The organism is Streptomyces sp. NPDC059816, from assembly GCF_042732055.1.
GTDB lineage: Bacteria > Actinomycetota > Actinomycetes > Streptomycetales > Streptomycetaceae > Streptomyces.
In genome coordinates this window covers 357,268-369,215 of sequence record NZ_JBHWIQ010000003.1, presented here as the reverse complement: position 1 = coordinate 369,215, position 11,948 = coordinate 357,268, and the positions used below count along the sequence as shown (strand labels likewise).

Below are 11,948 nucleotides of genomic sequence, written 5' to 3'. Positions count from 1 at the left end.
CAGTGCGCCCCCGCTCGGCAAGAGGCCCTTGGCCGCGCGTCCGCTCGGACACCTATCCTGGGGAGCGGCCGGACAGCGTCGTCCGCTCTGTGTTCGTCCCGGGCCCCGAGCGGTGCCAGCCGCCCTCACCACGGACAACCCCGGGTTCCCCTCCAGAAGCGCCTCAACACTGCAAGGAGCCGCACCTGTGAGCAGTGCCGACGACCGGACCACCACCACCAGCCCCGAGCTGCGGGCCGACATCCGCCGACTGGGTGACCTCCTCGGCGAGACCCTGGTCCGCCAGGAGGGTCCCGAACTCCTCGACCTCGTCGAACGCGTCCGCCGCCTCACCCGTGAGGACGGGGAGGCCGCCGCCGAACTCCTCGGCGGTACGGAACTGGAGACCGCCGCCAAGCTGGTGCGCGCCTTCTCCACCTACTTCCACCTCGCGAACGTCACCGAGCAGGTCCACCGCGGACGCGAACTGCGGGCCAAGCGCGCCGCCGAGGGCGGACTCCTCGCGCGCACCGCCGACCGCCTCAAGGACGCCGACCCCGAGCACCTGCGGGAGACGGTGGCGAACCTCAACGTCCGCCCCGTCTTCACCGCCCACCCGACCGAGGCGGCCCGGCGCAGCGTCCTCAACAAGCTCCGCCGCATCGCCGCCCTGCTGGAGACCCCGGTCGTCGAGGCCGACCGGCGCCGCTACGACACCCGCCTCGCCGAGAACATCGACCTCGTCTGGCAGACCGACGAACTGCGGGTGGTGCGTCCCGAGCCCGCCGACGAGGCCCGCAACGCCATCTACTACCTGGACGAGCTGCACGCCGGAGCCGTCGGTGACGTCCTCGAGGACCTCACCGCCGAACTCGAACGCGTGGGCGTGAAGGTTCCCGACGGCTCCCGCCCGCTCACCTTCGGCACCTGGATCGGCGGCGACCGCGACGGCAACCCCAACGTCACCCCCCAGGTCACCTGGGACGTCCTGATCCTCCAGCACGAGCACGGCATCAACGACGCCCTCGAACTCGTCGACGAGCTGCGCGGCTTCCTCTCCAACTCCATCCGCTACACCGGGGCCACCGAGGAACTGCTCACCTCCCTCCAGGCCGACCTGGAACGCCTCCCCGAGATCAGCCCCCGGTACAAGCGGCTGAACGCCGAGGAGCCCTACCGCCTCAAGGCCACCTGCATCCGGCAGAAGCTGGAGAACACCAAGACGCGCCTGGCCAGCGGCACCCCGCACGAGTCCGGCCGCGACTACCTGGGCACCGCGGAACTGCTGCGCGACCTCACCCTCGTCCAGACCTCACTGCGCGAGCACCGGGGCGCGCTGATCGCGGACGGCCGGATGAACCGCACCATCCGCACCCTCGCCGCCTTCGGTCTGCAACTGGCCACCATGGACGTCCGGGAGCACGCGGACGCCCACCACCACGCCCTCGGTCAGCTCTTCGACCGGCTCGGCGAGGAGTCCTGGCGCTACACCGACATGCCCCGCGAGAACCGCACCAAGCTGCTCGCCAAGGAGCTGCGCTCGCGCCGTCCGCTCGCCCCGACCCCGGCCCCCCTGGACGCCGCCGGGCTGAAGACCCTCGGCGTCTTCGGCACCATCAAGCGCGCCCTGGAGGTCTTCGGGCCCGAGGTCATCGAGTCGTACATCATCTCCATGTGCCAGGGCGCCGACGACGTGTTCGCCGCGACCGTGCTGGCCCGGGACGCCGGACTGATCGACCTGCACGCCGGCTGGGCCAAGATCGGCATCGTCCCGCTGCTGGAGACCACCGACGAGCTGCGCGCCGCCGATGTCATCCTCGACGGCATGCTCGCCGACCCCTCCTACCGGCGGCTGGTCGCCCTGCGCGGCGACGTCCAGGAGGTCATGCTCGGCTACTCCGACTCGTCCAAGTTCGGCGGCATCACCACCAGCCAGTGGGAGATCCACCGCGCCCAGCGCCGACTGCGGGACGTCGCCCACCGCTACGGGGTCCGGCTGCGCCTGTTCCACGGCCGCGGCGGCACCGTCGGCCGCGGCGGCGGCCCCTCGCACGAAGCGATCCTGTCGCAGCCCTGGGGCACCCTGGAAGGCGAGATCAAGGTCACCGAGCAGGGCGAGGTCATCTCCGACAAGTACCTCGTGCCGTCCCTGGCCCGGGAGAACCTGGAACTGACCGTCGCCGCGACCCTCCAGGCGTCGGCCCTGCACACCGCGCCCCGCCAGTCCGTCGAGGCCCTCGCCCGCTGGGACGCGGCCATGGACGTCGTCTCCGACGCCGCCCACGGTGCCTACCGCGAACTGGTCGAGGACCCCGACCTGCCCGCCTACTTCTTCGCTGCCACCCCGGTCGACCAGCTCGCCGACCTGCACCTGGGTTCCCGGCCCTCCCGCCGGCCCGACTCCGGCGCCGGACTCGACGGCCTGCGCGCCATCCCGTGGGTGTTCGGCTGGACCCAGTCCCGCCAGATCGTCCCCGGCTGGTTCGGGGTCGGCTCCGGGCTCAAGGCGCTGCGCGAGGCCGGACTCGACGGCGTCCTCGACGAGATGCACGAGCACTGGCACTTCTTCCGCAACTTCGTGTCCAACGTCGAGATGACCCTCGCCAAGACCGATCTGCGGATCGCCCGCCACTACGTCGACACGCTGGTGCCCGAGGAGCTCAAGCACGTCTTCGACGCCATCGAGGCCGAGCACGCGCTCACCTGCCGCGAGGTCATGCGGATCACCGGCGGGGAACGCCTGCTCGACACCCACCCGGTGCTCCAGCAGACCTTCGCCATCCGCGACGCCTACCTGGACCCGATCTCCTACCTCCAGGTGTCGCTGCTCGCCCGCCAGCGGGCCGCCGCCGCCCGGGGCGAGGAGCCCGATCCGCTGCTCGCGCGGGCGCTGCTGCTCACCGTCAACGGGGTCGCCGCCGGCCTGCGCAACACCGGCTGACCCGCGGGGGACCTAGACCGTCACGACGGCCGCCGTCAGCAACGCCAGCGCGGCGGCGGCCGTCGCCCACGCCGTCCGGGGCATCCGCACGCCCCCGGCGATGATCACCGCGGCCAGCAACAGGGCGCCGCCGAGCGGCACCCACGCCCGCAGCAGCCCCGCCCGCCCGGTGCGCACCACCTGGTCGGTGTCCGGCTTCACCACGACGGGTATCCGGTCGCCCGGGTCCGCGCCCACCGACTGGTCGAGCACCACCCGCCCGCGCGCCTGCGAACCCGAGGACCCCGGCGCGTAGGCGCCCACGCACTCCTCGGCGTCGCACCCCTCGACCGTCATCGTGCCGCGCTCGCGCCCCTTGGCCAGCATCACGTGCTGCGCCGTGCCCCAGGACGCCCACACCCCGGCGATCAGCAGCAGCAGCGCCACCACGCCCATCAGGGTCCGGCCCGCCCAGGACACCGCGATCCGGCCGGCAGGACGGGAGTGAGCTCTGTGACCCGAGTGGGCGCGCGTCGCCATGGCCCGGATCCTTGGCCATCGCCGACGCCCGGTCAACCGCCCTCCGTGACTTGCCCCGAGATGTACACCTCCCTGTGACCGGCTCCACCCCGGGCGGACCGCCCGCACGGGCGAAAGGGCCTAGGTGTTGTACGTGCCCTGCGCCCGCTCCAGGCCGTCCGCGACGAGGCACTCCACCGCGTCGGCGGCCCGGTCGACGAAGTAGTCCAGCTCCTTGCGCTCCGTGGACGAGAAGTCCTTCAGCACGAAGTCGGCGACCTGCATCCGGCCCGGCGGCCGGCCGATCCCGAACCGCACCCGGTGGTAGTCGGGCCCCATCGCCTTCGTCATCGACTTCAGCCCGTTGTGGCCGTTGTCGCCGCCGCCCAGCTTCAGCCGCAGCGTCCCGTAGTCGATGTCCAACTCGTCGTGGACCGCCACGATGCGCTCGGTGGGCACCTTGTAGAAGTCGCGCAGCGCCGTCACCGGGCCGCCCGACAGGTTCATGTACGACAGGGGCTTGGCGAGCACCACCCGACGGCTGGCCGGACCGGGCGGACCCGTGCGCCCCTCCAGCACCTGCGCCTGCCCCTTGGTGGCCCGCTTGAACGTCCCGCGCATCCGCGCGGCGAGCAGGTCCACCACCATGAAGCCCACGTTGTGCCGGTTCATGGCGTACCCCGGTCCGGGGTTGCCCAGACCCACCACCAGCCAGGGCGCGTTGACGTCGTCCGTCATCGGTTTCGTGCCTCCTGAAGTCCCCCACGGCCACAGCCGTCGCCCGGACGGGGCGACGGCTGTGGGAACACGGCGCTGTTGCGGTGGAGCGGACGTCCCGGTGACCGGGACGCACGGCTCACGCCTCGGCGGTCTCGCCCTCGGCGGCGGGGGCCTCCTCGGCCTGCGCGGCCAGCACCTGGATGACGACGGCGTCGTCCTCGACGGCGAGGGACACGCCGGACGGCAGCACGACGTCCTTGGCGAGCACCGAGGCACCGGCCTCCAGGCCCGCCACGGAGACGGTCACCGACTCGGGGATGTGGGTGGCCTCGGCCTCGACGGGCAGCGAGTTGAGCACGTGCTCCAGCAGGAAGTTGCCCGGCGCCAGCTCACCCTCGGTCAGGACGGGGATGTCGACGCTGACCTTCTCGCCGCGCTTCACGAGGAGCAGGTCGACGTGGTCCAGGGAGCCCCGGACGGCGTCGCGCTGGACGGCCTTCGGGATCGCGAGCTCGGTGTGGCCGTCGAGGTCCAGGGAGATCAGGACGTTCGGGGTGCGCAGCGCGAGCAGCAGCTCGTGGCCCGGCAGCGTCAGGTGGACGGGGTCCGTGCCGTGCCCGTAGAGGACGCCGGGGACCTGGTCGGCGCGGCGGATGCGGCGCGCAGCGCCCTTGCCGAACTCGGTACGGGACTGGGCGGTGAGCTTGACCTCGGACATGTGCACTCCTCGTAGATGGGGAATCGATGATGGCCGTCACCCGGCCGTACGACTGGCCTGCTACGAAGAGCGCGTCGATAACGGACCGCCGCACCCAAGAAGTGCGGCCTCCCTCGCCGAGCAACTCGACCAGCTTACTCGGCGGGCAGGCCGCACTCCAAAAGGATCATCCGGGGATCACCCGGGACCCGCGCTCACGGGGCCCGCTCACGGGGCCGGGCGGCGCACCGCAGGACCCGCGACGGCTCCCGGGGTCCGGCTCGTGGCCTACTGCTCGTCGAACAGGCTCGTGACCGAGCCGTCCTCGAACACCTCGCGCACGGCCCGGGCGATCGTCGGCGCGATGGACAGGACGGTGATCTTGTCCAGTTCCAGCTCGTTCGGGGTGGGCAGGGTGTTCGTCAGCACGAACTCGCTCACCTTCGAGTTCTTGAGCCGGTCGGCCGCCGGGCCGGACAGCACGCCGTGCGTGGCGGTGACGATGACGTCCTCGGCACCGTGCGCGTACAGGGCGTCCGCCGCGGCGCAGATGGTGCCGCCCGTGTCGATCATGTCGTCCACCAGGACGCAGACGCGGCCCTTCACGTCACCGACGACCTCGTGCACGGTGACCTGGTTGGCCACGTCCTTGTCACGGCGCTTGTGCACGATCGCCAGCGGTGCGCCCAGCCGGTCGCACCAGCGGTCGGCAACCCGCACCCGGCCCGCGTCCGGCGAGACGACCGTGAGCTTCGAGCGGTCGACCTTGGCGCCCACGTAGTCCGCGAGGATCGGCAGCGCGAACAGGTGGTCCACCGGGCCGTCGAAGAAGCCCTGGATCTGGTCGGTGTGCAGGTCCACCGCGAGGATGCGGTCGGCGCCCGCGGTCTTCATCATGTCCGCCACCAGGCGCGCCGAGATCGGCTCGCGACCGCGGTGCTTCTTGTCCTGGCGGGCGTACCCGTAGAACGGCACGATCACGGTGATGCTCCGCGCCGACGCCCGCTTCAGGGCGTCGATCATGATGAGCTGCTCCATGATCCACTTGTTGATCGGCGCGGTGTGGCTCTGGATCAGATAACAGTCCGCGCCGCGCGCCGACTCCTGGTAACGGACGTAGATCTCACCGTTGGCGAAATCGAACGCCTTGGTCGGCACGATGCCGACTCCCAGCTGGTGGGCGACCTCCTCGGCCAACTCGGGGTGGGCGCGGCCGGAGAAGAGCATCAGTTTCTTCTCGCCGGTCGTCTTGATCCCGGTCACAGCACAGTCTCCTCGACGTGTTCGCAGCTGCTGCACCCGTCCGCGTTCCGCACCGACGAGTCAGCCGAATCAAATGCCCCAGTCCAGCGGAATGAGTGCACCTATCACGGTACGCGCTATCGGACGCCCCCGAATCCGGTCAGCTTTCGCCAGTGGCCTCCCCGGCCGCCGACTCGGCGGCCTTCGCCGCCGCGCTCCCCGGACGCTTGCGGGCCACCCAGCCCTCGATGTTCCGTTGCTGGCCCCGGGCCACCGCCAGCGAACCCGCCGGAACGTCCTTGGTGATCACGGACCCGGCGGCGGTGTACGCCCCGTCCCCGATGGTGACGGGCGCCACAAGCATGTTGTCCGCGCCGGTGCGGCAGTGCGAGCCCACCGTCGTGTGGTGCTTGTCCTGGCCGTCGTAGTTCACGAACACGCTCGCGGCACCGATGTTCGTGAAGTCGCCGATCGTCGCGTCCCCCACGTACGACAGGTGCGGCACCTTGGTGCCCTCGCCGATCGAGGCGTTCTTCATCTCCACGAACGACCCCGCCTTGGAGGCCGGACCGAGCCGCGTGCCCGGCCGCAGGTACGTGTACGGGCCCACCGACGCCCCCGCGCCCACCTCGGCCGCGTCCGCCACCGTGTTGTCGACCCGGGCGCCCGCGCCGACCACCGTGTCCCGCAGCCGCGTGTGGGGGCCCACCTCGGCGCCCTCGCCGATCCGCGTCGCACCGAGCAGTTGCGTACCCGGCCACACCACCGCGTCCCGCTCGAAGGACACCGACACGTCGACCCAGGTCGAGTCCGGGTCCATCACCGTGACGCCGTCCAGCATCGCCCGCTCCACCAGCCGCGCGTTCAGCGTCCGCCGCGCCTCGGCCAGCTGCACCCGGTTGTTGATCCCGGCGATCTCCCGGTGGTCCGCCGCGACCGAGGCGCCCACCCGGTGCCCCGCCTCGCGCAGGATGCCCAGCACGTCGGTCAGGTACTCCTCGCCCTGGCTGTTGTCCGTGCGCACCCGACCCAGGGCGTCCGCCAGCAGCACCCCGTCGAAGGCGAACACCCCCGAGTTGATCTCCCGGACCGCGCGCTGCGCCGCGGAGGCGTCCTTGTGCTCCACGATCGCCGTCACCGCGCCCGACGCCGGGTCCCGGACGATCCGTCCGTACCCCGTGGCGTCCGGCACCTCGGCCGTCAGCACGGTCACCGCGTTGCCGTCCGCGGCGTGCGTGCGCGCCAGCTCCCGCAGCGTCGCGCCGGTGAGCAGCGGGGTGTCCCCGCAGACCACGATCACCGTGCCGGTGAGGGTGCCGCCCAACTCCGCCAGGCCCGTGCGGACCGCGTGACCGGTGCCGTTCTGCTCGTGCTGCACGGCGGTGCGGGTCTGCGGGTCGATCGCCGCCAGGTGCTCCGCGACCTGCTCGCGGGCGTGCCCCACGACCACCACGAGCCGCTCCGGCTCCAGTTCGCGGGCGGCGGCCAGCACGTGGCCCACCAGGGAACGGCCGCAGATCTCGTGCAGGACCTTGGGTGTGGCCGATTTCATACGGGTGCCCTCACCCGCTGCGAGAACGACGACGGCGGCCGGGCGAATGGCGCTCACGGTATGCCCTTCGGCTTTCGGTGCTTGGTGCTGACATCCGCAGGATACCGGGGCGTACGGGGCCGGAAATGGGCGCGGGCCCCGACCTGGTGGCAGGGGCCCGAACGCCGTGGCTCCGCCGGCTGGATTCGAACCAGCACTACAAGGCTTCAAAGGCCTGCGGGCTACCGTTACCCCACGGCGGATCACTGCCCCGAACCTTACCCGAGTCGACCGTGCCCGCCGTCAAGTTCCCGGTCGAACACCGGCCGTCCGACGGCGGGGTGGCCCGGCCCCGTCCGCGGGTCGCACGGGTCGTGCGCCCGCCCGCCGAAACTCCCCGGGCGGCGTGCACCCGCCCCCGTACGCTGGGGGCATGACCACGACGGGGGAAGTCCACCGCGCGGCCTTGACCGGGCCGTGGTGGTGGGCACGGCGGCGCAGCGCCGTACTGGACGTCACATTGGCCGTGGTGTCGGCCGTGGAGTGCGCGAAACAGGGCACCACCTTCGCGCGGGACGTCGGCCTGCCCTTCGCGGTGGGGCTGGTGTTCGGCCTGCTCGCCGGCGCGACCCTGCTGGTGCGGCGGCGGTGGCCCATCGTGGTGGTGCTCGTCGCCATCGCGGTCACCCCCGCGGAGATGGGCTTCCTGCTCAGCGTGGTGGGTCTCTACTCACTGGCGGCCTCGGAGTGCCCGCGCCGCATCACCGCGGGCCTCGCCGGTATGTCCCTGGTCGCCGTGCTGATCGTCTCGTACGTGCGCACCGACCAGCAGGCGGACGCCGGGGTGGTGCCCGGCGAGGGGTGGGTCGTCACGTTCATCGCCCTGACGATGTCCCTCGGGCTGACCGCCCCGCCGGTGCTGCTCGGCCTGTACGTCGGGGCGCGGCGCCGGCTGATGGAGAGCCTGCGGGAGCGGGCCGACTCGTTGGAGCGGGAGTTGCAGTTGCTCGCGGAGCGCGCGGAGGAGCGCGCGGAGTGGGCGCGCAGCGAGGAGCGCACCCGGATCGCCCGCGAGATGCACGACGTGGTGGCCCACCGGGTCTCGCTGATGGTGGTGCACGCGGCGGCGCTCCAGGCGGTGGCCCGCAAGGACCCCGAGAAGGCGGTGCGCAACGCCGCCCTGGTGGGCGACATGGGGCGGCAGGCGCTGAGCGAGCTGCGGGAGATGTTGGGGGTGCTGCGGACCGGCGACGGCTTGTCCGCGCCCGCCGCGGGCAACGAGCGCAGGGGCCGTGCCGAGCCGGTGCCGCTGGCCGCGGTGGGGGCCGCCGCCGCGGCGGCGGCCTCGCGGGCCGCCGGCCCCGCCCCGGTGGGGGAGGGCCCCTGTCTGGCGGACCTGGACGAGTTGGTGGGTCAGTCGCGGGTGGCGGGCGTGGTGGTCGTGCTGTCCGTGGAGGGGGAACTGCGGGCGTACGCGGCCGAGGTGGAGCAGACGGCGTTCCGGGTGGTGCAGGAGGCGTTGACCAACGTCCACAAGCACGCGGCGGGCGCGAAGACGTACGTGCGCCTGGCGCACCGGTTGTCCGAGATCGCGATGCAGGTGGAGAACGAGGCGCCGCCGCCGGTCACCGAGGGCGGCTGCGGTGCGCGGCTGCCCAGCGGGGGCAACGGGCTGGTGGGCATGCGGGAACGGGTCGGCGCCCTGGGCGGCGTGTTCGTGTCGGGGCCCACCGACGCCGGCGGGTTCCGGGTGTCCGCGGTGATCCCCTGCGGGGCGGCCTGACCGGAGCCCCCGCCGGTCGGCCCCGCACCACGGGCCCGTTACGACGCCGGTGCGGTGGTGAGGCGGGGCGGCAGGGCGCCGGTGACCAGCGTGATGAGCGCGGTGTCCAGATCGGGACCCAAGTACCAGTCGCCGGTGTGGTCGAGCCCGTAGACGCGGCCTTCGGCGTCGATGGCGAGCAGCGCCTGGTGGTCGCCCGGGGCGGGGGAGCCCGCGACGATCTCCTCGCCGAGGGGGCTGACTTCGGTGCCGAGCGCACGGCCCAGGTCGGCGAGGGTGCGGGCCAGGTGCAGACCGTGCAGCGGGTCGAGGCGGACGGCGGTCGGTGCGACCGGCCGACCCGGCCCGGCAGGCATCGGCCCGGGGGCGAGGTGCAGGCCGCCGAACTCGGCCCACGCCTCGACGGCCGCGGGGAAGACGGCGTGTTCGTGTCCGCCGGGCGAGGTGTGGGCGCGCAGGGTGTCGGCCCAGTACTCGGCCTGCTTTATGTCCCAGCGGCCGGGCTCCCAGCCCGCTGCGCGCAGCGCGGCGTCGACGGGGACGGGGAAGCGGGTGGTGGAGCTGCGGTCGGGCTGCATCTGCTCTCGTTCGTGGGGGTGCGGGGCGGGTGCTACGCGTACTACGGGCTGACGGGGTGGTGCGGGTCAAGGGGTGGTGCCGGCGGGTGCCGGGCGGTCGACCTGCGCCCGCCCGGGGCGGTCATCGGGGGCCGATCACGCGGACGCCGAAGTGGCTGGCCAGGGCGGTGCAGGCCCGGCACGGGTGGGCGAACGTGCCGTGCAGCGGGTCGTCGTCCTCGCGGATGCGGCGGGTGGTGAGCTTGGCGTGCCGCAGCGCCTTGCGGCCCTCGCCGTTCGTCATCGGCTTGCGACGGGCGCGCTTGGAGCGCTCGGCGTCCGCGGTGGTGAGGTGCCGGGAGATCAGGAGCGTCTCCGCGCAGCGCCCGGTGTAGCGGTCGCGGCGGTCGCTGGTGAGCGTGTCCAGGAAGTCCTGGACGAGGGGGTGCAGCGCGGGGGGCCGGTCGCCGCGGGCCGCCGTGCCCGTGAGGGTGGCGCCGTGCACGGAGAGCGCCGCCGCGACGGTAGGGAGGATGCCGTCACGACGGTGGGCGAGCACCGGGGCGTCCAGGGTGCGCTCGGTGCTCCAGCCCACCCGGGGGTCACCGGTCGCCGTGGCGGACCGCGTCGGCCCGGTGGGCCGTGCGGACCCCGTCCGCTGTGCCGGTTGTGCCTGTGGTGTTCTCATCGGCTGCGTGTTCCCTCCCCGCGGGAGGGTGCCTGGCTGGTCGTCGCCACCCCGCGTGCGGTGTATCAGCCTGCCAAATTCCGGCGCCGCTGTGGAAGCTGCGGCGTTGCGGGGCAGGCCGTCTCGCGTGTCGCTCGTCGTACGGTCACGTCGGTGTGACAGCAGGTCACCGAATCGGTGGCCCGATGACCGCCGTTGCGGTTCGGCATAGGCTGTCGCCGACTCACGTTCCGTCCGCATCGATGACGTACATGATCACGCATCGATCGATCCCAGCGCCGCAGGGGGGCTACCGCCATGACGACAGGTCGGCTCGGGCAGCAGGCCGCGCCGCCGAACGCGGCGTACGCCGGGCAGGTCGTGCACTTCCCGGACCCGGTCCGGGCCGCACGCCACCCACGGGGGGTGCGGGTGGACGAGCACGGTCACCCGGACTTCGCACCGTACGCCCGGGCCGCCGCCGAGATCGCCGAGCCACCGGCCGGTTTCGGCGTGGACGAGCTGCGGTTGACGGACTACGTCTCGGCGAACGCGGTGCTCGCGGCGGAACGCCACGCGCTGTGGGAGTCGGGGTCGCCGGTGGCGACCCCGCACGGCTGGACCTGGCACCACGTGCCGGGCACCCGGCGGCTGGAGTTGGTCCCCGTCGAGGTGAAGGCGCTGTTGCGGCACCACGGCGGACTGACGACCACCCCGGTGGACCAGGACAAGCGCGGGACGCGCCCGCTCCAGGAGACCCGCCCCGTGCACTTCGGCCTGCCCCGCGGCGCGGTGGCGGTCACGGAGACGCAGGTCCAGTCGGCGGAGGAGGAACTCGGCTACCGACTGCCCGGCGCCTACCGCTCGTTCCTGAAGGCGGCGGGCGGCTGCGCCCCCGTGGGGGCGGCGTTGGACGCGGAACTGGGCCTGCTGGTGGACCAGCCGTTCTTCACGGTGCGCGACGAGGCCGCGATCAACGACCTCGTCTACATGAACAAGTGCCTGCGCGACCACCTGACCAAGGACTACCTCGGCATCGGGTTCGTCCAGGGCGGGCTGTTGGCGGTCAAGGTGCGCGGCGAGCTGCCCGGTTCGGTGTGGTTCTGCGCCCATGACGACGCCCGGGACCGGGACGGCTTCCCGGTGGAGGAGCGGATGCGGACGTTGCTGCTGCCGTGCGGCGACGACTTCGACGTGTTCCTGTCGCGGCTCGCGGGCAGTCCGCCGGAGTTGGAGACGGTGGCGAACCTGATGGTGGACGGTGGGTTCGCGCGGTCGGTGCCGGTCGGCGGCGCCGAGTCGAACGCGCAGGTCGCGGGGGAGTGAGTACTCG

General features: G+C 72.7%; 10 protein-coding genes and 1 tRNA gene. 3 read left to right on the top strand and 8 right to left on the bottom strand.

The window, feature by feature from the left end; genetic code table 11:
• Positions 1-187 precede the first annotated feature (187 nt).
• A complete protein-coding gene (gene ppc / locus ACFV88_RS06415) occupies positions 188-2,920 on the top strand; it encodes a phosphoenolpyruvate carboxylase (protein ID WP_385486625.1) in 2,733 nt (910 codons plus the stop codon).
• A gap of 12 nt (positions 2,921-2,932) precedes the next feature.
• Here ppc and ACFV88_RS06410 read toward each other — a convergent pair whose 3' ends face one another.
• The 6 genes from ACFV88_RS06410 to ACFV88_RS06385 all read right to left on the bottom strand — a co-directional run bounded on the left by ACFV88_RS06410 (position 2,933) and on the right by ACFV88_RS06385 (position 7,871).
• A complete protein-coding gene (locus ACFV88_RS06410) occupies positions 2,933-3,439 on the bottom strand; it encodes a hypothetical protein (protein ID WP_385486623.1) in 507 nt (168 codons plus the stop codon).
• Positions 3,440-3,559: 120 nt separating this feature from the next.
• Positions 3,560-4,156 carry an aminoacyl-tRNA hydrolase gene (gene pth, locus ACFV88_RS06405; RefSeq protein WP_385486621.1) on the bottom strand — a complete coding sequence of 199 codons (597 nt, stop codon included), beginning with the start codon at positions 4,154-4,156 and terminating at the stop codon, positions 3,560-3,562.
• A 118-nt stretch (positions 4,157-4,274) separates the two neighbouring features.
• Complete coding sequence (locus ACFV88_RS06400) at positions 4,275-4,856, bottom strand: 50S ribosomal protein L25/general stress protein Ctc (RefSeq protein ID WP_385486619.1); 582 nt, start codon at positions 4,854-4,856, stop codon at positions 4,275-4,277.
• A 267-nt stretch (positions 4,857-5,123) separates the two neighbouring features.
• Positions 5,124-6,098: a ribose-phosphate diphosphokinase gene (locus ACFV88_RS06395; protein WP_385486617.1), complete on the bottom strand. Its 975-nt coding sequence runs from the start codon at positions 6,096-6,098 to the stop codon at positions 5,124-5,126.
• A 139-nt stretch (positions 6,099-6,237) separates the two neighbouring features.
• Positions 6,238-7,686, bottom strand: coding sequence for a bifunctional UDP-N-acetylglucosamine diphosphorylase/glucosamine-1-phosphate N-acetyltransferase GlmU (gene glmU, locus ACFV88_RS06390; RefSeq protein ID WP_385486615.1), 1,449 nt, complete (start codon positions 7,684-7,686; stop codon positions 6,238-6,240).
• A 110-nt stretch (positions 7,687-7,796) separates the two neighbouring features.
• Positions 7,797-7,871, bottom strand: a tRNA-Gln gene (locus ACFV88_RS06385).
• Between the two features lie 170 nt (positions 7,872-8,041).
• Here ACFV88_RS06385 and ACFV88_RS06380 point away from each other — a divergent pair.
• Positions 8,042-9,391, top strand: coding sequence for a sensor histidine kinase (locus tag ACFV88_RS06380; protein WP_385486613.1), 1,350 nt, complete (start codon positions 8,042-8,044; stop codon positions 9,389-9,391).
• Positions 9,392-9,429: 38 nt separating this feature from the next.
• Here ACFV88_RS06380 and ACFV88_RS06375 read toward each other — a convergent pair whose 3' ends face one another.
• Both ACFV88_RS06375 and ACFV88_RS06370 read right to left on the bottom strand, forming a co-directional pair.
• Positions 9,430-9,969 (bottom strand): SUKH-3 domain-containing protein, encoded by a 540-nt coding sequence (locus ACFV88_RS06375; protein ID WP_385486611.1) that lies wholly within the window; start codon positions 9,967-9,969, stop codon positions 9,430-9,432.
• A gap of 121 nt (positions 9,970-10,090) precedes the next feature.
• A complete protein-coding gene (locus ACFV88_RS06370) occupies positions 10,091-10,636 on the bottom strand; it encodes a YwqJ-related putative deaminase (RefSeq protein WP_385486609.1) in 546 nt (181 codons plus the stop codon).
• 297 nt (positions 10,637-10,933) lie between these two features.
• Between ACFV88_RS06370 and ACFV88_RS06365 the strand changes: the two genes are divergently transcribed.
• The gene (locus ACFV88_RS06365; protein ID WP_385486607.1) at positions 10,934-11,941 is read left to right on the top strand and encodes an SMI1/KNR4 family protein; all 1,008 of its coding nucleotides are present in this window, start codon (positions 10,934-10,936) and stop codon (positions 11,939-11,941) included.
• Positions 11,942-11,948 lie beyond the last annotated feature (7 nt).

What these genes read in the sequence shown, in the direction of transcription:
- ACFV88_RS06410 (WP_385486623.1), bottom strand. Translation starts at nt 3,439, where the DNA reads ATGGCGACGCGCGCCCACTCGGGTCACAGAGCTCACTCCCGTCCTGCC.
- ACFV88_RS06380 (WP_385486613.1), top strand. Translation starts at nt 8,042, where the DNA reads ATGACCACGACGGGGGAAGTCCACCGCGCGGCCTTGACCGGGCCGTGG.
- ACFV88_RS06375 (WP_385486611.1), bottom strand. Translation starts at nt 9,969, where the DNA reads ATGCAGCCCGACCGCAGCTCCACCACCCGCTTCCCCGTCCCCGTCGAC.
- ACFV88_RS06400 (WP_385486619.1), bottom strand. Translation starts at nt 4,856, where the DNA reads ATGTCCGAGGTCAAGCTCACCGCCCAGTCCCGTACCGAGTTCGGCAAG.
- pth (WP_385486621.1), bottom strand. Translation starts at nt 4,156, where the DNA reads ATGACGGACGACGTCAACGCGCCCTGGCTGGTGGTGGGTCTGGGCAAC.
- ACFV88_RS06365 (WP_385486607.1), top strand. Translation starts at nt 10,934, where the DNA reads ATGACGACAGGTCGGCTCGGGCAGCAGGCCGCGCCGCCGAACGCGGCG.
- ACFV88_RS06370 (WP_385486609.1), bottom strand. Translation starts at nt 10,636, where the DNA reads ATGAGAACACCACAGGCACAACCGGCACAGCGGACGGGGTCCGCACGG.